The 20,602-nt window shown below is 50.2% G+C and carries 16 protein-coding genes and 1 pseudogene; 2 read left to right on the top strand and 15 right to left on the bottom strand.

Going from position 1 to position 20,602, the window contains the following annotated elements:
• Positions 1-47 precede the first annotated feature (47 nt).
• From LAT77_RS04630 to LAT77_RS04565, 14 genes and pseudogenes are all read right to left on the bottom strand, one after another.
• Positions 48-1,277, bottom strand: coding sequence for a HAMP domain-containing sensor histidine kinase (locus LAT77_RS04630; RefSeq protein ID WP_290563381.1), 1,230 nt, complete (start codon positions 1,275-1,277; stop codon positions 48-50).
• On the bottom strand, positions 1,277-1,954 hold the full coding sequence (locus tag LAT77_RS04625) for a response regulator transcription factor (protein WP_290563405.1): 678 nt from the start codon (positions 1,952-1,954) through the stop codon (positions 1,277-1,279). The genes LAT77_RS04630 and LAT77_RS04625 overlap by 1 nt, the downstream gene beginning before the upstream one ends.
• A gap of 40 nt (positions 1,955-1,994) precedes the next feature.
• Complete coding sequence (locus LAT77_RS04620) at positions 1,995-4,379, bottom strand: TonB-dependent receptor (protein WP_290563380.1); 2,385 nt, start codon at positions 4,377-4,379, stop codon at positions 1,995-1,997.
• 140 nt (positions 4,380-4,519) lie between these two features.
• Complete coding sequence (locus tag LAT77_RS04615; RefSeq protein ID WP_290563379.1) at positions 4,520-5,203, bottom strand: ABC transporter ATP-binding protein; 684 nt, start codon at positions 5,201-5,203, stop codon at positions 4,520-4,522.
• Positions 5,196-6,407, bottom strand: coding sequence for an FtsX-like permease family protein (locus tag LAT77_RS04610; protein WP_290563378.1), 1,212 nt, complete (start codon positions 6,405-6,407; stop codon positions 5,196-5,198). Before LAT77_RS04610 ends, LAT77_RS04615 begins: the two co-directional genes overlap by 8 nt.
• On the bottom strand, positions 6,404-7,561 hold the full coding sequence (locus tag LAT77_RS04605; RefSeq protein ID WP_290563377.1) for an efflux RND transporter periplasmic adaptor subunit: 1,158 nt from the start codon (positions 7,559-7,561) through the stop codon (positions 6,404-6,406). The genes LAT77_RS04610 and LAT77_RS04605 overlap by 4 nt, the downstream gene beginning before the upstream one ends.
• Positions 7,562-7,658: 97 nt before the next feature.
• Complete coding sequence (locus LAT77_RS04600) at positions 7,659-9,248, bottom strand: ABC-F family ATPase (protein WP_290563376.1); 1,590 nt, start codon at positions 9,246-9,248, stop codon at positions 7,659-7,661.
• 72 nt (positions 9,249-9,320) lie between these two features.
• Positions 9,321-10,709 carry an ATP-dependent RNA helicase DbpA gene (gene dbpA, locus LAT77_RS04595; protein ID WP_290563375.1) on the bottom strand — a complete coding sequence of 463 codons (1,389 nt, stop codon included), beginning with the start codon at positions 10,707-10,709 and terminating at the stop codon, positions 9,321-9,323.
• A 120-nt stretch (positions 10,710-10,829) separates the two neighbouring features.
• Positions 10,830-10,988 (bottom strand): annotated as a pseudogene (locus LAT77_RS04590) (cupin domain-containing protein); the annotation flags it as partial.
• Positions 10,989-11,066: 78 nt separating this feature from the next.
• Positions 11,067-12,137 carry a low specificity L-threonine aldolase gene (locus LAT77_RS04585; protein ID WP_290563374.1) on the bottom strand — a complete coding sequence of 357 codons (1,071 nt, stop codon included), beginning with the start codon at positions 12,135-12,137 and terminating at the stop codon, positions 11,067-11,069.
• Between the two features lie 3 nt (positions 12,138-12,140).
• Entirely contained in the window at positions 12,141-12,641 is a 501-nt protein-coding gene (locus LAT77_RS04580; protein ID WP_290563373.1) for a TspO/MBR family protein, read from the bottom strand.
• Positions 12,642-12,654: 13 nt separating this feature from the next.
• Positions 12,655-12,909: a TIGR03643 family protein gene (locus LAT77_RS04575; protein WP_290563372.1), complete on the bottom strand. Its 255-nt coding sequence runs from the start codon at positions 12,907-12,909 to the stop codon at positions 12,655-12,657.
• Between the two features lie 78 nt (positions 12,910-12,987).
• Entirely contained in the window at positions 12,988-13,359 is a 372-nt protein-coding gene (locus LAT77_RS04570; protein ID WP_290563371.1) for a YchJ family metal-binding protein, read from the bottom strand.
• Positions 13,349-13,963 carry a bifunctional 2-polyprenyl-6-hydroxyphenol methylase/3-demethylubiquinol 3-O-methyltransferase UbiG gene (locus tag LAT77_RS04565; RefSeq protein ID WP_290563370.1) on the bottom strand — a complete coding sequence of 205 codons (615 nt, stop codon included), beginning with the start codon at positions 13,961-13,963 and terminating at the stop codon, positions 13,349-13,351. The genes LAT77_RS04570 and LAT77_RS04565 overlap by 11 nt, the downstream gene beginning before the upstream one ends.
• Positions 13,964-14,170: 207 nt before the next feature.
• Between LAT77_RS04565 and LAT77_RS04560 the strand changes: the two genes are divergently transcribed.
• Both LAT77_RS04560 and LAT77_RS04555 read left to right on the top strand, forming a co-directional pair.
• The gene (locus LAT77_RS04560) at positions 14,171-15,289 is read left to right on the top strand and encodes an efflux RND transporter periplasmic adaptor subunit (RefSeq protein WP_290563369.1); all 1,119 of its coding nucleotides are present in this window, start codon (positions 14,171-14,173) and stop codon (positions 15,287-15,289) included.
• A 12-nt stretch (positions 15,290-15,301) separates the two neighbouring features.
• Entirely contained in the window at positions 15,302-18,349 is a 3,048-nt protein-coding gene (locus LAT77_RS04555; RefSeq protein WP_290563368.1) for an efflux RND transporter permease subunit, read from the top strand.
• A gap of 37 nt (positions 18,350-18,386) precedes the next feature.
• Here LAT77_RS04555 and LAT77_RS04550 read toward each other — a convergent pair whose 3' ends face one another.
• Positions 18,387-20,522, bottom strand: coding sequence for a winged helix-turn-helix domain-containing protein (locus tag LAT77_RS04550; RefSeq protein WP_290563367.1), 2,136 nt, complete (start codon positions 20,520-20,522; stop codon positions 18,387-18,389).
• Between the last annotated feature and the right edge of the window lie 80 nt (positions 20,523-20,602).

Genomic DNA, 20,602 nt, shown 5'->3' with positions numbered 1-20,602 from the left:
TTGCTACTTTTTAAACGCTCAAACCATGCTACCTCGTTAAGCGCATGTCACCAAGAAAGGCGGGCTGCCACCCGAGTCTCATCCGCATTGAGCACAAATGACCAGTCATTGCGTTCACACAGGCGCTCGACAATGCCCAATCCGAGTCCGTAGCCATGAGGCGATGCTTCTAATGGAGCAAAATGCCCATCCATGTCACTGCTCACTTGGTTAGTGATTAACAACTCGCGTTCATTAAGTTGAATCGTGATTGGCCCCTGCCCTGCAAGTGCGTGCTCAAATGCATTCCGAACTAAATTATTGACGGCAATAGAAAATGCCGGCGGGTGACCATTTACGGTTGGCGTTGCCCCCTCATCAATCACCACTTCAACAGATTTACCGTTTAAGAGGTAACGCTGCTGCTCAACTGCTTTCTTCACGATCGGCATGACCGCAAACTGCTCATTGAACAATCCGTCATCGGTTTCACGGGCAAGGCACAAAAACATATCGATTGTGGTTTTCATTTCATGAGTCGCGCGGCGAATCCGAGCGATTACCTTTTCGTCGGCCGCTGACAAATCACTCTGTTCCAGTAACTCGAGTGCGCCGGTTATCACCGTAATCGGCGTCCGTAATTCATGACTGGCAGAACTGGTAAAGTATCGTTCCCTGACAATAAACGCGGAAATGCGTTCAAGTGTCTTTTCAATGGTGCTCGCCAACATACCGACTTCATCATCACCGAAACGGCTTGATTGAATGCGCTTATGGTCTCCGGCAGATAGATACTCCATATCAATACTCGCGACGACGTGGGCGAGTTCAGCGACCGGCGAAACCGCTCTGCGCATGACCATCATGCCCAACCAAAAACCAAGCAGGCCCAGCGTGCCAATGACCCCAGCAATACCAAGCAACCACCACCAGTCCTCTGATGACTCAGCCTCAATGCCGGCTACGTCAAACACGACAAAGGCACGTCCTAGTTCGTTCTCAGCAGGGATGACCGCAACATGAAACTCGTCAGCAGTAAATTCGTAAATTCCCTCAGCGGGGTTTGTTCGTGCCCACGCTTGAAGTGCTTGCGGCAAACGATCAATTTGGTCATATCCACGTGGGTTAGTTTCGATTGTGGGATAGCTATCGGCAGCATGCTGCAACTGCACCGTCATGACCCGATCTTCTGTTAATTTTATTGCCGCGAAAAAGGCGAATCCCCAAGCCACGCTGAGTACCGCCATGCAGATCGCAAAGGCAATGGCCACGCGTTTGCGTAAACTGTGACGGTACATTACTCAGCTTCCTCGGAAATTCGATAGCCAATACGATGCACGGTGTGAATCAGCGGGTTAGCAAACGGCCTATCGATGATCTGGCGTAACTTGTACATATGTGAACGCAGCGCATCACCGTCGGGACGTTCATCAGCCCATAACAAGGCTTCGAGGTCATCGCGAGCGACGACGGCAGGCGCCGCTTCCATTAACCTTTGCAGCAGCCGCATACCCGCTGGGGTAATATCGAGATGCCGGCCAGCGCGATGCACCTGTAATGTCGCCCGATTCAAAATTAAGTCCCCGACAGTTAGGAGGTTGGTCGCTTTCCTGTGGCTCCGTTTATACAGTGCTTGCAGACGTGCATGCAGTTCCTGCAATTCAAACGGTTTGGTTAAATAGTCATCGGCACCCATACGAAAGCCATTGAGCTTATCCTCTAGGGTATCCCTTGCCGTTAACATCAAAATGGGTGTTTCGAGCGCAGCGCCGGTCCGCAATCTTTCGCAAACGCTCAAGCCATCCATCCTTGGCAGCATGAGATCCAGCACAATAACGTCATATGAATTCGCCATCGCGAGTTGCACCGCGCTCACGCCATCGTAAGCAAAATCTAGAACATAATGATGGCGCTCGAGGTACTCGGCTATGTTGCCAGAAATGTCACGATTGTCTTCGACAATCAATGCTCTGATTGGCGTTGGCGCGAGCACCTGTCCCATTTGTTGTTCTCCCTTACCAAGCGTAATCGAATCGCAGTCCAATAATGGGCTCCGCTTCGCTGCTGTCTTTCACTTGTACACCGCGGCGATAATCAAACTCAGTGTCATCACTCGATGATGCTGCGGTGACGTTGATTACATCGAGAAATGCGGTGACATCGACGGGGCCAAAAGCGCGCCGATAGTCGACGCGAAGGTTTAATGAGCACGAACCACTGCGACGACCAATGTTACGCTCTATAATCTCTTTAGAGTAGCGCAAAGGTTCCCCTGGTCCCAACACGTCTGCATGAATAATGAAATTTTCGTCCGGTCTACCGGACAGATATTTGTAGCGTCCAGCAATTTTCCAGCGATTGCTAATTTCCCACGTTAAACCAATGGTAGCGACGTGACGACGGTTAAAGTCAGAGGGCACTTCCCCACGACCGTCTTTGCGGTCGATGACAGCATCGTTGTATGAATAAGTTGTCGTCGCATAAATGCCTTCCGTAATCATACCGTTAACGACGAAATCGATGCCGTGCGATGAGCCGTCACCGCGATTTGCGAACGTTCCATTCACTCGGTCAAGATCAACGATCAGATTATCGAGACTTTGATAGTAAGCTTCCGTTAAAACGGACCAGCGATCACTCGGGAAGAATTGCAGACCGACGCTCGTATGCGTGATTTTTTCGTTCTCAAGTCTATTCGACTCGTTCGCGGCGAGGTAGAGAAAACGCGGCGACTGATAAAAGAATCCGGCGGTCGCAAAGTATCGAAACGTTCGGCTCGGGCGCCAATTCACGCTGAAACGGGGAGACACGAGGCTTTCGTCAGCAAAACCATCACGCTCAAAGCGCAGGCCCGGGGTGAAGTCCCAATCGCCGCGCTCAAACACCTGTTCTGCATAGCCAACATAATTGGTTTCTTTTTGATTCAGTGAAGAATCCACGCTCTCTGGGGTAAGGACAATGTACTTCTGCTCGGGATCAGGGCGGAAATCACCGCTATCATAGACAAATCGGGTCCAATCGCCATCGAGCACGGTTGCGTATTTGAGATCCAATTGAGTGACGTGCACACCGGTTCTGAACACTCCCCAGGAATTGACTGTTTCGAAATCACTGCGCCAGCCAATCTCCGTTTCACCTTCACTAATCGTGATAATGTTTTCCCGAACCGGATAATCCGACGGTGGCGAACCCTCGGGAACAAGATCAGGAAATGCTTCACCTTCAGAGCTTATTTTGTCACTTCTGCGATAATATACCCGGTTGGTCCATATCGCCGAATCGCCAATCCACGACCGTAAGGTTAAACCATACAAATCGCTGTCTTGCTCCGAATCTTGCAACGCCACATCTTCAAAATTGGGCGATTCAGCGACATGGGTTACACCACGGGTATACTTCTCGTGTGTGTCGATTAGCAACACTTCTAAGGTGTTGCGATCGTTCAAAGGAATAACCGATTTGACGATGATATCGCGTAAGACCGGCTCGCCGATGTCTAACTCTTCAATGATTTCGAACAATTGACCAAAATCGAGTCGGCGCGCAGAAATAAGCATGGTCGCATCGTCGGTAATCCCACTTGGGCCATCATAACCGACCTCAAAACCCGCGAGATCATAACGAAAACTTGCTGAAGGGCTGGGGTTGCCTTTGGCGACATCTAATTTGAGTAACGAAGCTGACCGTCCGCCATAGGCCGCACCCCATCCGCCCGGAGAGAACTCTGCGCCACTGATGACATTCGGTGCGAAGATTGAAAAACGGCCACCACCGCCAACATCTTCTTCTTCACCTAACGTTGCATCAAAGTGAATCGCTTTATCAAACGGGAATTCATCAACGAAGATTAAATTATCTCGCGGGCCACGTCCGCGTACACTGAAGCTCGCAAACTCACTGGAGGAGGCTAAACCCGGCAAGCCGTCGAGGGACAAGAGCGGATCGGCACCACCGCCAACGGCGCTGCGCAATCCTTCTCGGTCAATATAGGTGTTACTGCCCGAAGCATACGAGTCAGCACGTTGTCCTTGTACGACAAGTCGTTCGATCGCTTGCTCAGCCAGTGCAAATTCAGCGATGACATTTTTGCGCGTGACCACGCGTAGGCTCGGCTCAGAAGCGGGCGCGAATCCGCTTTGGGTAACCCGGACTGAATAAAGCCCAGGTGGCAGATCGTCAACAACAACGCGGCCTTGCTCGTCGGTTTCAACGGTTTGCGTGGTATTCGTCCTACGTTCTCTGAGGGTAATCTGGGCGCCTGAAATTGGCCTATCGGTTTTCTGATTCTTTATCACAAACGTCAGCGCGCCGGGCGCCTCTTGTGCTTGCGCAAACAGTGGGAAGCTCAGTAATAGCGCCCACACCATGAATAACGAGACCAGCTTCAAGTACCTACTCATGTTCTTGCTCCTTCAGCTCTCAACGATATTAAGTCAATTAAGTGCTGAAAGCGTAGCAAGAACAATGTCACCGAAAAGTCGCCAAATTTGTTTCAACAGCCAAGATGAGCGCAATTGATTGTCACGGTGTTTCACGACATCTATTCCACAATCTGGCCATCAACCAAGTTTATGGTGCGGTCACACTGTGCAGATAAGCGTGGATCGTGGGTGACGATCAAGACAGCACAGTCGTGCTCGCTTTGAATTCTGCGAAAGAGTGCAAAGACATCTTCCGCTGACTTAGAATCGAGGTTACCGGTTGGCTCATCGGCCAGCAACAGCGCCGGATCCGTTGCCAATGCGCGCGCGATGGCCACCCGCTGCTGTTGACCACCCGATAGCTGATTTGGCCGACGGTCACTGAATTTTTCCAACCCAACTGCGCTTAACAATTCCCGTGCTCGGTCGCGGGCAAGGTGATCGGGCTTGCCTTGCTGTAACATCAACGGCATTAACACGTTATCCAGCGCTGAAAAAGCCTGAATTAAATGATGAAACTGAAAAACAAACCCTAACGCGCGTCCGCGCAACTGGGTTCGCTCCATCTCACTCATAGAGCCTGTCGCTTGGCCGAGCAAATACAATTCACCTGATGTCGGTTGATCGAGCAACCCCATAATGTTTAACAAGGTACTTTTACCCGAACCGGATGGGCCGACCAGTGCGGTAAAATCATTAACCGAGAGCGTTAAGTTAATACCATGCAGCACTTCAACTTCATTGGGCATACCGATATTATAGGATTTCTTCAGCGCTTCGAGACGCATGATTTCCTTAGACATATCGAATTGCCTCCACCGGATCGAGCTGCGCTGCTCGACGCGCAGGTATTGCCGCCGCGATGACACCGGTAACAGTGGCAAGACTGACTGCCGAAACAATCAGCGACTGGGCAACGGGGATATAGAACAAACCGGGCCCGAAGGTATTGAAAACCCAAACCAACGCATAACTTGCCGCGACACCAACCACTGAACCAAATAAGCCAAACAGCGCACCTTGCAATAGAAACACCCGCAAAATTTGCGACTGACTGGCCCCTGTGGCACGCAAAATTCCGATTTCCCGCGTTCGCTGTACCACGCTCACTGACAAAACACTGGCGATACCAAACGCGACCGAAATCCCAACAAATACGATAATCATGTTGGTCGATAAACTCTGTGCACTCAACGCGTTCATGAGCTGTGAATTGGTGACGATCCAACTTTCTGAGCGCAGCTGCGTCAATCGGCCAATACTTTGGGCAATGTTTTCAGCGGTAAATATGTCAGCAACGCGCAAATCAATCACGGTCACCCCACCGACCAGATCGAGCATCGACTGGGCTTGGCGCAAGTCTAAATAAACATACCGGGCGTCAAGCTCACGCACGCCGAGTTCAAAAATTCCAGCCACATTGACCACTCGGCTTTCCCGCTGACCCGTGTCGAGTCGAATTTTACTACCCACTCGAACACCCAAATCTTGAGCCAACTGCGAACCGATCAACACATCATCAGCAGCAATGCTCAAGCGCCCACTGATCAGGTAATCTTGCAGCGGTACGATTTGTTGATAGCGCTCGAGCGTAATCCCAACCAAGGCGACCGATGAAACCGCTTCGCCGCGCAACACAAAAGCCGGCCCTGAAACAATCGGTGAAACTGCTGTGAGCTCTGGACGCTGGTCGAGTGCTGCGACAATTTGCTGCCAGTTATTGATACTGCGCAGGCGCTGTGCGCGTTTATCTTCAAGGACAAATTGCACAACGTCATCTGCAACAGGTGCAAGACGGTTTTGTTCATCTGGCTGAAGTAGGCGAATATGCGCTTGCGTGCCGAGCGTACGGTCAATGACATTAGCTTGTAAGCCTTGGATCAAGGCGCTGACAAAAACGATAACCGCGACACCCACAGCGACGCCAACCGTTATCATCAAGGTTTGCATCCGCCCTTCGCGAAGAAAGGCTATCGCGATCACCCATTCGGTCCAGAGTCGCTTCATGGTTGCAGCTGCATCCGCACACGTTGCCCCACTTCAAGCTCGCCCGGCAGCTTGGTGATCACATGGTCGCCCGCTGCAAGCCCGCTCACCACTTCCGTCATAGTTAAACCACGCAGGCCAAGCCGAACGGTGCGCAGCTCAACCTGCTGGTCTTGCACGACCCAGAGCTGGGCTTGCGATCCAGAGTTTTGTAATAGTGCTTCGTTGGGAACAACAAGCGTCGCGTCGCGCCTTGCTGTTTCAATATTGACCGACACCGTCATATCTTGACGGAGCAACTCGTTCGATTCGGCCACTTGCAAGCGAACCTCAATGGTTCCACGTTCAGGGTCAATGGCGGGTGCAATATAAGTTACAACCGCAGCAAATGGATGATCCAGATAAGCATCGGCGATAATCGTGGCGTCTTGCTGCAAGGCTAACAGCCCTAAGTTGCGCTCATCAAGTTGTGCTCGAACTTCCAGAACACCGTCGAGGGCGACCGTGAACAGCGTTTGTCCAGGTTGGGCAATATCACCCGTTTCGATATGACGGGTGAGGATAGTACCGGCGGCAGGGGCGCGGAGGGTCGCTTTCTCGCGTTGCGCTTGCAATGCCGCAAGCTCAGCCTGCAGGCGTTGTTCTTCGGTACCGCCGACGGCCAATGCCGCAACCTGCAGTTGAGCATTGGTCAGATTCACCCGCGCTAGGCGCTCAAGACGCTGAGCCTGCTCATAAGCCTCTTCAGCAAGCAATGCGGCCTGCCACAGTTCATAGCGGCGGTGACTCTCGCGCTCTGCTTGGGCCAGCTCAATCGCGGCGCGCTCAAGCTCGGCCGCAGCTTGCGGGCGAAGTCGGCTGTTTAGTTCACGAAGTGCAGTTTGAATTTGCCGAAGCTGAGCATCCAGCGTTTCCGCGCGTAACTCCAGCAGCACATCGCCCGCTTGAATACGGTCACCCTCAGCAACGTACCGAGCGACAACCATACCTGTGACTTCAGTGCCAACCTGTAAGCGCGCCTCATTCATTACACGGCCAGCTGCAACAACAGTTTGCACTAATGGTGCGCGTTGCACGGTATACGCTTGAACAACCGGGCCTTGCCATGTTTGCCAGACCAAATAGCCAACCACGATCACTAGGCTCGTGAGCAACACAAACTTCATTTTTAACATAGCGCGCACCGACCCTTCCCTCGCTAAAGACGCTCTGCATTATAGGCACAGGATCTCAAGCGCGGCTAGGTCGGCGCCACGGCAGAAATGTCGCGGCTTAAGCGCCCTGCTCGCGCAAGTAATCCTCGTAGGTTCCTGAGAAATTACGCATACCCTGCTCGGTTAGTTCAATGATTCGCGTGGCGATGGAGGATACAAATTCACGATCGTGACTGACAAACAGCAAAGTACCGTCATAATCTTCAAGCGCTAAGTTAAGCGCTTCGATCGATTCCATATCAAGGTGGTTGGTCGGTTCGTCCATAATTAATACGTTAGGACGCTGCATCATTAACTTACCAAAAATCATCCGGCCTTTTTCGCCACCAGAAAGAATGGTGACCGGCTTTTTAATGTCGTCTTGCGAGAACAACATGCGCCCAAGCACCCCGCGAATCGCTTGCTCGTCATGATGCGGTTGCTTCCACTGACTCATCCACTCAAACACCGTGATTTTCTCTTTGAACCAGTCCGAATGATCCTGCGCGTAATAGCCAATATTGACGTTCTCTGACCATTTAATCAGGCCGCTGTCTGCTTTATATTGCCCCATTAAACATTTCAGCAAAGTCGTTTTACCAATGCCGTTAGCGCCCAAGATCGCCACTTTCTCGCCAACTTCGATCATCGCACTGATGTCGTTGAGGACTTGATGATCATCGAAGGATTTCGACACGTCTTCCAGTTCGAGAGCCAGACGATATAATTTCTTCTCTTGTTCGAAGCGAATATATGGACTAACCCGGCTTGACGCTTTCACCTCGGCTAACTGGATTTTATCAATTTGCTTGGCGCGCGATGTCGCTTGTTTTGCTTTCGAAGCGTTTGCCGAGAAACGGCTGACAAACTGCTGCAGTTCAGCAATCTTTTCTTTCTTTTTAGCATTTTCATTCAAGAGTTGTTCGCGAGCCTGAGTGGCGGCAAACATATATTGCTCGTAGTTACCTGGATAAACACGAAGTTCACCATAATCAATATCGGCCATGTGCGTACACACGCTATTCAAGAAGTGACGATCGTGCGAAATGATAATCATGGTTGCTTGGCGCTGATTCAACACGTCTTCTAACCAACGAATGGTGTTGATATCCAAGTTGTTGGTTGGTTCGTCGAGCAGCATAATATCAGGCTCAGAAAAAAGCACCTGAGCTAACAACACACGTAATTTAAGGCCCGGCGCGATTTCGCTCATTAAACCATAATGCTGTTCAAGCGGAATACCGACACCAATTAACAGCTCACCAGCGCGTGATTCAGCGGTATACCCATCCATTTCGGCAAAAGCAACTTCCAAATCGGCGACGCGCATACCGTCGTCTTCGCTCATATCCGGTAAACTATAGATGCGATCCCGCTCGGCTTTCACCTGCCATAATTCCTCATGGCCCATGATCACCGTATCAATCACACTAAACTGCTCATAAGCAAATTGGTCTTGGCGTAATTTACCCACCCGCATATTCGGTTCAATCGACACATTGCCGGTGGACGGTTCCTGCTCACCACTAAGGATCCGCATAAAGGTTGATTTGCCGCAACCATTCGCGCCAATCAAGCCGTAGCGATTACCTTCGCCAAATTTAACAGAGATATTTTCAAACAGAGGTTTAGCACCAAATTGCATGGTGACATTTGCAGCAGAAATCACGATTACACACCCGAACAAAAAATAGGCGCGTAATCTACGTGTTTTGGCGGCAAATTACAAAGGATATCGGCCTTAAGTGAGTAAACGTGCCCGAAAACGTCGGCCTTTTAACTTGTCATTGGTCAGCACGGTCAGCGCCTGTTTAGCGGAATTTCGGCGCACGGCCACATAGCTCACCTGACTTTGCACATTGATTTTACCCACATGGTCAAAATCAATCCGGTTATCTTTGGTCAAGGCACCGACTATATCGCCGGGACGAAGCTTGTCTTTTTTACCACCAAGAATCTGAATAGTGGCCATTTCCGCCGCTTGCGGCTGGTTTTGCAGGTCGGAACTAGTCGGTAACGCCAGCAGGGCTACATGCTGTTTCAACGCGTCCTGCAACAGGCTAAATTTATAAGCGTCAGCATCCGTGATGAGCGTAATCGCCAGCCCCTTTTCACCGGCGCGACCGGTCCGGCCAATGCGATGAATATGGGTATCGGCGTCATGCGCAAGATTGACGTTAATCACTAAGTCGAGTGCTTTAATATCCAAGCCACGGGCTGCGACGTCGGTTGCCACCAGAATTCGGACACTCTGGTTGTTAAACAGCATGAGCGTTTGCTCTCGGTCTTTTTGCTCTAGGTCGCCATGCAGCGCCATCACACTAAACTGATGATTACGCAAAACGGTGTAAAGCTCATGGGTGTCGCGCTTGGTGTTACAAAAGAGAATCGCATTCTTCGGTTGCCGCTCGAGCAGCAATTGCATTACTGCATCTTCACGTTGCCTGCTGCTCACCTGATAAAACACTTGTTCAATCGCGTCGTCCACACGCACTTCGGCAACAACAATATGCTCCGGCGAGCGCATGAGTTTCTTCGCCAGTGACGCGATTTCGGCGGGAAAGGTTGCACTAAACATGAGGCTTTGACGCGTTGCCGGAATGGCAGCGACAATTTTATCGAGTTCTTCTTGAAAACCCATATCCAGCATGCGATCTGCTTCATCCAGAACTAAGGTATGGACACGGGTTAGGTCAAGCCGCTCTTGGTTTAAATGGTCGAGTACTCGGCCTGGCGTCCCAACAATAATGTGGGCGCCATGTTGCAAGGACAGCGCTTGTGCACGCGCCGGGACGCCACCGCAGAGTGTCAGCACTTTGAGGTTGGCTTGATTACGCGCCAAGCGACGAATTTCTTCGGCGACCTGCTCTGCCAGCTCACGTGTTGGGCACATCACAACACCTTGAATATGGTAAGCAGCAACATCCACTTTGGCCAGCAGGCCTAGGGCAAACGCAGCGGTTTTACCTGAGCCGGTCTGCGCCTGTGCCAATACATCACGACCCGCCAAGATCAATGGCAAACTCTGCGCCTGTACCGGCGTCATTTGCGTATACTCAAGGGTTTCTAATGTCGCGAGCTGTTCTGAAGAAAACGGCAACGATGAGAAAAGTAATGATGAGTCAGTCACGTGCAAGCGCCTTTGTTTGTGCAGGCACTTGGCCCGAAGCTAAAAAAAGCAATTATACCTGATTGCGACACATCACGCTGAAAAAGTATCCGCAGCTACCCTGCTTGATTGATGTGCAGCTTAATCACCAACGGGTAAGTGGCCTGTCTTCACATAAATGATCGTTTCTTCTTCAACAAACGGTGTGTGTTGACTCAGATGTGGGCTGCGCAGCCAAGATCCCGCCGGGTAGCGACCATGCTCATCGATAAATTCGCCACTGCGCACAACAATTTTTTGAGAGAAATCCATGTTTAGCATATCGACACCTTAACAACACACTTGCCTGTACAACGTCACTTGATTACATAAGTTCAACTAGTTTTGATCAATCGTCTCAAGACAAGCAGACAAGTGTTTTAACCAAAACTCCGGCGGGTGCGCCATGGTGCTGCGGCCAACACTAATTTCGCACACGGCGTAACTAGGGTCGCCGTTGCGAGGCTTCGGCAACACCAATATGCCGTGTTTGTTGACATAACGTTCTGTTGCCGCAATAACCGCAGCGTGATCATGGCCGATGTGCAAATGAAACATCGCGCCTTGCGGCTGCTCTGGGTTGACCTGAACGCTGGGAATTGTGGCTAGTAGCGGTCCAAGACTCTGGGCGTAACGCACAGCGTCATCAATGGCCGCGAGGTTGTCGTCGAGTCCTTGCTCGGCAGCGAGTATATACGGATAAAAAGAAATCAAATTACCGCCGGCGCGCCGATTCCAAATTCGAGCTTGGGCAATAAAGTCTTCGTCTCCAGCTAGAATCGCACCAGCGATGCCACCTAGATCTTTATACAAGCTGACATAGACGGAATCCGCTAAAGCACAAATGTCTGCCAATGAGCGTTGATAATACGCTGGACATTGCCATAACCGCGCGCCATCAAAATGAATGGCAATATCATGCTCTCGGGCCCATTGCACTTGAGCTTTCAGTTCTTCCCAACGCGGCAGCTGCCCGCCAATTTCACGCATGGGAAGTTCCAACAGAACGGCAGCAAGCTCCGCGGGCTGCAGCGCCTGAAGATCGGCCAGACGAACAACCTGATCGGTCATTCCAGCTAACACCACCTGCAAGCCCCAGAGTTTTTGGATACCGTCTTGTTCATGCAGAACCAAGTGCGAGGTTGGGTGCATCGCAACGCCAACTTTTCCGCATCGTTCACTATGAATTTTCAGCGCCATCGGCTGTGCCAAGGTGCCACTGGCCAAAAATAACGCGGCGGGCTTTCCAAGCAGATGCGCCATTTTTGCTTCGAAATCTGCAATCAACTCACCGCGACCATAAACATCCGCAGCCGTGTAGGACTGCGCACGCTGAGCTAACTGCCTCAATGTGTCTGCCATCGTTTTCTCAGGATGGCGTAAAATAGACGCTTTGATTCGGTTCGTCATGACTTACAAAACACCCGGGTTAAGCTGCCAAATCGAAAAATTGAGCACCGCCGCAAAACTTACCCAAGCGAGATACGGAACCAGTAGCACCGCGGCGACGCGGTTCAGGCGCCAAAACTGAATAATCGTCAGCACAATCGCTAACCACAAGAAGACTATTTCGATAAAACTCACGGCACCGAAATACCAAGCAAAGAACAACCAGCTCCAGAGCATATTCAGCGCCAGCTGCACAAAATTAGCTAAATGCGCACGTTTACTTGTAGCGGAAAAGCCATACTCACGCCAAATCAGCCAGCTGGCAATCGCCATCATCGTATACAGGGTGGTCCACACGGGGCCGAACAACCAGCCCGGTGGCGCCCAGCTCGGCACGCTCAATTCGGCATAAAAGTTTGGCGCATTCAATGAACCTAAACTACCAACGGCCGCAACAACGAACAGCAAAGCGAGCCATGCCAGTAGACCGATAAATTGCTGGGATTTAGTCGTATTGACGGACATTATAAGTTCCTTGTTAGCGCTTATATTGAGTCGAGCAGTAGGCTCGAGATACTTTAGGTGAGCGTAGCTGCAAATGTTTCGTTACTCTGCCGCTGACGCGCTTACGCCAAAGCCGAAACGACTGTGGCTTGAGTTCTTTGCGCATAAGCCGAATAACATCCTGCTCATTTAAACCATAATTTGTTTGTATCGCTTCAAAAGGTGTCCGGTCTTCCCAAGCCATTTCGATAATGCGCGACAAGTCCGCCGGAGTTTCTACAGATTTCATGGTAGCCTAGTTTTTGGCAGTGTATTTGTCATAAATACGAAGAAATCCAACGGTTAGATGACCCCACATCGCAATCACTCAATCTGAATAATCACCTTTGACGTAAAACCAGATGCCATTCTCGCGGACAAAATCCGATTTTTCTTCTAACATCCCCAACTCACCGTCAGCCCGATAAAACGCACGGAAATGAACAAAGCCAGTATCGTCACGTTGCCAAGTGTCCAAGACTTCCAGCTTCACCCACTCTGGATTATCACGAAGATCAAGCTGCGGTCGCGTGCGTGGATGCCAAGTAGCCAACAGGTAGTCGGTTAGCCCCAGCGCAAAGGCACTGAAGCGCGAGCGCATCAATTGCTCTGGTGTCGTTGCCACTTGGTTACCATGAAACCGACCACAGCAGTCATTGTAATCATGCGGAAGCCCGCATGGGCAGGTGTTAACCTGCATCTGGCTTCACCGCGATAAACTGGCAAACGGATCCTTCTCCGGTATGCCCTTGTCCTTCGTGAATCGGCCGCACCACATCAAGCGCATGTTGCACGTCAAAAGCTGAGAATTCGTGCTTTAACTCCTCGAGACTTAACATCAGGTCAGCAACCGGCGGCCCTCCGGTTCCTCTGCCCAACTGCGCTTCGTTATAACATTCAACGAGTAACCTGCCTCCGGGCTTAAGCGTGTTCTTTATCTGTTCATACAGGAATGGGCGTGAAGCGGAAGGCATGTGGCAGAATATCATCACTACCGCATCATAGGTGTTTGAGGGAAATCGATGCGTACTCAGATCGGCATGTAAAGTCGTCAAAGAGACTTTTCGCTGAGCCGCCAATTGTTTTGCTTTCTCAAGGCCTACGAGCGAAATATCGACAGCCGTCGCTTGTGCCCCTAGTTCGGCGAGATAGACACTATTTCGTCCCTCACCATCAGCAAGGCAAAGAACTTGAGGACTGTTTTGGTCGCTCAGCAGCGTCGTTGCGTTCGCTTTTAAGAAGTCATTTGGCTGCGTGCCATAATGATAGTCATCTTTACTGTAACGCTCATCCCAGGGGTTCATATTCACTCCTCATTTACTATGAGTTCCAATTAAGCACACTATCTCGAAAGTCGACTAGCAGAACTTATTTCGATGACTCGTATTTAGTTCACTTGTGGTCAGTTTTGAGTCCATGGTCGCTCGTCTAATTTATCAGATTTTTAATGTTCTTTTTCGTTAGAATACACGTACACAAGCCCATCGTCTCGAATTGAATTGGAAGTACTTATGTTAAAGCGAATGATCCTCATGTTGATTGGCACTGCACTCCTATTTGGATTGATTTTCGGCTATAAAGCGGTTGGCAATCACTTCATGAATCAGTTCTTCGATAACATGCCAACCCCACCTGCGACGATTACCGCAAATGAAGTCGTTCGCGATCGTTGGGTCGACTCCATTCCTACCATTGGTAACTTCCGCCCCGTCAATGGCGCCATGATCCCTGCCCAAATCGATGGCGAAATTAAGTCGATTCGTTTTAACAATGGTGACATCGTTGAACAAGGACAAGTGTTATTTATCCTCGATGACCGAGTGGAGCAAGCTGAACGCGAACGCCTAGCCGCTGCACTTGCGATTGCGGAAACCGAAGCTGCTCGTTTAGAACCCTTGTTTGCTCGACAAGAAGTTTCTGAATCTGAACTGCGCCGGCAACAAAGCCAAGTTGCACAAGCACGCGCAGCGTTAGCGATGCAAGACGCCATGATCGAACGGAAAACGATTCGTGCTCCGTTTTCCGGCGTTGCTGGATTACGACTCGTAAACTTGGGTCAATATGTGACCCCAGGTAGCGAGCTCGTTAGCATTCAGTCATTCGATCCTATCTATTTAAATTTCACCCTGCCAGAACGATTTTTAAGTGACATCGTTCGCGGCCAAACCATCTCCGCAGAAGTTGATGCCTATCCGAGTGAACGTTTTAGCGGCGAAATCCGCGCTATCGAGCCTTCGGTGCGTGAGTCGACCCGGACCATTCAAATACAAGCTCAATTCGAAAACCCAGAGCAAAAGCTACGTGCTGGGATGTTCGCACGGGTCCGTATTGATAGTGAAGAAGCTCGTGACGTGCTGATGATCCCGCGCACAGCAATTCAGTTTAATCCCTTTGGCAATATTGTTTTTATGATTGAAGAAGAAGGGGACGAATTAATTGTGCAACAACGCCTTGTGCGCACGGGTCAATCGCGTGGTGACATGGTTGAGATTACCGAAGGGCTCGAGGAAGGTGATCGGGTCGCATCATCAGGACTCCTAAAGTTGCGCAATGGGGCGGTCGTAAAAATTAACGACGATCCTGAGCTTCAACCTGCAACCAGTACCGACCCACAACCGGCAAACCGATAAGCGAGGTTGGTGATGAAATTTACTGAAATTTTTATTCGCAAGCCGGTTTTAGCGACTGTCATTAGCCTGCTGATCTTACTGATCGGCTTGCGAGCTGCACTTGATCTAAATGTGCGTCAGTTTCCTGAGATTCGCAATGCAGCGGTAACAGTAACAACGCAATACATCGGTGCGGATGCCGACTTAGTTCAAGGGTTCATTACCACCCCGCTCGAACGCGAGATTGCTGCTGCCGAAGGTATTGACTACATTGTTTCCAGTTCAACGGCCGGGATGAGCACAATTCAAGCTTTTCTGCGCCTTGACTACGACCCCAACGATGCCCTCACGCAAATTGCTGCTGAAGTGAATAAAATGCGCTCCGATCTGCCGGAGGACGCACTCGACCCAGTCGTTCAGCTTTCCGTCGGTCAAGACGTCGCATCTATGTATTTATCCTTCTACAGCGATATTCTCGAAGCGAATCAAATTACCGATTATCTCGTCCGAGTCATCGAGCCCCAGCTCTCGACCATTGCCGGGGTTCAACGCGCTGAAATTCTCGGTGCCCAAACATTCGCGATGCGGATTTGGCTGGATTCCCAGCGCATGGCCGCACGTGACATCACCGGCTCGGACGTCTTGCGCGCACTGCAAGCCAATAATGTACTTTCGACACTCGGCCGCACCAAAGGCAGTATGGTTGCAATCGATCTGGTTGCCGACACTGATTTACGCAGTGTTGAAGCCTTTCGCGACCTCATTGTCCGTGCCGATAATGGCTCCGTGGTCCGCGTTGGTGATATTGCCGACATCGAACTCGGCTCCGAGAATTATGAGGCGTCGGCTCTGTATAACGGTGAACAAGCGACCTTTATCGGTGTTGAAATAGCCCCAGATGCGAATGCACTCGACGTCATTGCGGCTGTTCGCGAAGTTTGGTTTCGCGATATTATTCCGCAACTACCCCAGGGTCTCGACGCCAGTATTTCTTACGACTCGACGGAGTATATTGAGAACGCCATCGACGAAGTCATGATGACCATTCTGCTCGCCTTAGTTATCGTGCTTGCGGTTATCTATGCATTTTTGGGTTCACTTCGATCCGTGATTATTCCAGCTGTCGCGGTTCCACTTTCGTTAATCGGAACCTTCATGGCGATGCTAGCCCTTGGCTTTTCAATCAACCTGCTAACCCTGTTAGCGATGGTTTTAGCCATCGGCATCGTGGTCGATGATGCGATTATCATGCTCGAAAATATTCAGCGGCACATCGAGAATGGCATGTCGCGAATGGACGCATCGCTCTTGGGCGCACGCCAACTCACTGGCCCAGTTATCGTTATGTCAACAACACTGGTCGCCGTGTTTGTACCCATCGGATTTATTGGTGGCTTAACCGGTACGTTGTTTGTTGAGTTTGCCTTTACCCTAGCGAGTACCGTCATTCTCTCCGGCGTTGTCGCCCTAACCCTCAGCCCGATGATGTGTTCGCGCATGCTGCGTTCTCGCGATCAAGGTAAGCGTCCGCGTTTCGAGCAATGGTTGGACGTTCGCTTTAATCGACTGAAAGATAGTTATCAGCAAAAGCTCCACAGCGCCCTTGAAACCAAAGCGGTATTGGTCGTGTTTGGTTCAATTATCCTCATTTCCTGTTATTTCTTGTTCGTCACGAGTAATTCAGAACTTGAGCCACAAGAAGATCTGGGTTTTGTCTTTGCCATTAGTCAGGCAGACAGTTACGCCACGCTCGATTATATTGAAAAGAACAGCGCTCAGTTCGCACAGCTTGAACGTGATGTCGACGAAATTGACATGGCCTTCGTGATTAACGGTATGCTCGGTCCCGGTAGTGCGGGTACCGGCCTCGGTTTAGCGCCATGGTCACAGCGTGAGCGGACAACTCAACAAGTGCTAGAACGAGACATTCAGCCGTTTATCGAGAACATTCCGGGGCTGCGCGTATTTGCCCTCATTCCACCGTCGTTACCGAGTCCTGGTGGTGGTCTGCCCGTTGAATTTGTCATCAGTTCGACACAGCCTCTTGAGAATCTACAAGACATTGCGAACGAGATCATGACCGAGGCAATGGAATCGGGTCGCTTCATTATGCTCGATAACGATTTGCGTATTGATCGTCCGCGCCAAACTGTGAAAGTCGATCGTGAGAAAGCCGCTTTGATGGGTGTCGATATGAGCCAGATATCGACCGATTTAGCGGCGATGTTAGCGGGCCCTTTCATTGGCCGCTTTGCGCTGGAAAATCGCTCCTACCGAGTCATCCCGCAAGTGCAGCGCAGTGAACGACTTACCGCCGATCAACTTACGCATTTTTACACGCGCAATCGCGATGGTGAACTGGTACCCATGTCGGCGTTAGTCGATTTGCAGGAATCAGTACAGCCGCAACAGTTAAGTCGCTTTCAGCAACTGAACGCCGTGACGATTAGTGGTATTCCGCGCCCTGGGGTGTCGCTTGGCGAAGCATTGTCGATACTCGACACTATCGCCGCACAGCGTATTCCTGCAGGCGTTGTGATTGACTATGCGGGTCAGTCGCGACAGTTTAAAAACGAAGGCCAACAACTATTGGTTACTTTCTTTTTCGCGTTAGTCATTATCTTCCTTGTATTGGCAGCGCAATTTGAAAGTTTCCGCGACTCACTGATCGTATTAGTGACGGTGCCCATGAGTATCTGCGGCGCATTAATATTCGTAAGTTTAGGGATCACTTCATTGAATATTTATACGCAAGTTGGTCTAGTTACCCTCATCGGCCTCATTGCCAAGCATGGTATTTTGATCGTTGAGTTCGCCAACAAATTGCAGGAAGAAGGTCGCAGTAAGCGCGACGCAATTGAGGAAGCTGCGGCCATTCGCTTACGGCCTATATTAATGACCACCGCAGCGACCGTGTTAGCCACGTTGCCACTGCTACTCGCCAGTGGCCCAGGCGGCGCGTCTCGTTTTGCTATGGGCTTAATTATCGCAACCGGCATGACCATTGGCACCTTATTTACCTTGTATGTGCTGCCAGCGGTTTATTTATACGTGGCGAAAGACCGTCAGGCCAGTGCCTAGCGAATTAGCTCCAGTTTCTTTAGGCTAATGTTTGCGCCTAGGGGCTTAACAGCGCATGGCGCCCGCGCATGATATTCGAGCGAGCTTGCCAAGACTCAATAACCAAACGCTGGTTATTGCCATCATAAGTAAACGTACTTTGCCGTGTCACCAATTCAGGTGGCACGGCAATTAAGTTACGAACCGTTTCATCAGCGAAGTTGTAGAAAACAAGTCTGTCCTCGGAATCACTCAGCTGATAGAAATAAATTCCATGATCGGTTACCACCCATGAATAACGGGTTCCGAATTCTTCGTTAGAAATAACTTGGACCGCCTCGTCACCTTCTCTTAACCGCCACAGTCCTCGGTTTGTACCGCGAGTAAAATAGATATCGCCGGATGGTAATGATTGCGCGAAAATACCACCCTGAGTAGTGAGCGGTCGCAGCTCACGCGTATCGAGATCTAATACATGCAGCTCCCCACCTTCCCGAACAATCAGTGCCGATCCGTCATACCACCACGTGGGGCGCCCGAGAACACGCTCAAATTCATAGAGCCGTTCTACACGACCTGTCGCCACCGTTAGTAAGCTTAAAACATCCGTTTGCTCACTGGGGTAACGCGCCACGAAAGCAATATGACGCCCATCATGGGACCAACGCGGAAAACGAACCATGTTATTGATTGCGGTTAATTTTCTCGGGTTCATTAAATTTTCGTCGGCAATCCATAACTCATAAGCACCCGAGCGGTTGCTCACGAATGCGAACTGCCCCGTTACCGCATTAAAGTGCGGATCGCGGTGCTGATAGCTCGATGCGGTTAACGGAAACACGGTACTCGGCAAGTCAGGAGTGAGTTGGAAGTATGACAGTTGTACTTGCGAATCGATGGTATGGAAGTAAATCGAACCGTCAGCACTAATCTGCGATGGGCTACCGAAATTATCAAAAGGTAATTTTTGCCGTTCACCAGACTGAATGTTGACTAAATATCCAATTCGCTCACTACTCACTGTTGTTGCCATCACAACATGCTGCCCATCCGGGTGCCACGAAATACCTATGATATCCACTTGGTCGTCTGTTAACCGAAATTCTTCATGCGTTGCTAAATCACGAATATATAAGTCTTCTGAAAAGCGATGCGCTCGCCGGGTTAACGCTAAGTAACGTCCATCCGGAGAAATACTCACATCGCGCACTGAAAATTCACAATTCTGCACACAGGGCAGTAGTTCCACACGTGCATCACCACCATCCCACGTCATCCGATACAAGTTACTATTGTTACTAGTCAGCCCGCTAAAATAAAACTCGTCGTTCAACGGATGTGCTGTAATGTAACTCGTTCCTGAGCGGCGACAGCCTGAAAGGCGTTGTTCTTCTCGGGTAATTACATCAACCGCATAAAAAGCGCAACGTCCACTGCCCTGTTCCTCTCGGGGAAACACAACATGACGACCAGTTCGACTCCATACGGGTCTAGTTTCGCGATGCGGTGAAAAGGTTAATTGATATTTTTCGTATGGATTGCGCAAGTCATGCAAGTACAGATTACTTTCACCACTGAAAGGGCGCATGGCATAAACCAATTGTTGGCCGTCAGGGGAAATTGATGCGAATTGCGCTCGACCAACTCCGGTCGTCACAATTTCGACAGACGCTAAATCAGCGCCTTCAATCTTGTTCGTCCGTTCGGGCAGGAGCCCTAAACCGATAGCTACGACGAATATCAGCAGTGCTATTGGCGCCAATACGAACTTCAGTATTCTATTTTTAATCGGGCTACTTGCAGATACCAGTCCATTACCAAGAGAAGTCACTGAGTCGACATTTAGCGCAAACGGTTCCGCGGCCAGCCGATAACCGCGCTTTCGAACAGTTTGAATACAGTCACACAAACCGAGTTTTTCAAAGCTTGAGCGTAATTGCCAAATCACGTTGGTTAATGCTTTCTCACCGACATACGCATTACCATCCCAAATGTTTTCAATCAGCTCTTCACGTGTGACAAGGCGCGGATGGGCCTCAATGAGATAGCACAACACTTCGATCGGACGCTTTTGTAATGCAATACATTCGCCTTCGGTCGTACAAATCTCGAGTTGTAACGGGTCAACGACAACATCAGCAATTTGATATTGCTGTAAGTTGGAACTAGATTCCGAATCGTCTATTCGAGTCATTTAGCTACGTCGCGGCAGAATACAAAAGTCGTGAAACTATACTACTCAAATTACATAATAATGAATAGTCTAGAAAAAGC

This window comes from Aliidiomarina sp., from assembly GCF_022565475.1.
GTDB lineage: Bacteria > Pseudomonadota > Gammaproteobacteria > Enterobacterales > Alteromonadaceae > Aliidiomarina.
Note: the sequence above shows the minus strand (reverse complement) of the source record. Positions and strands in the feature narration are given on the sequence as shown.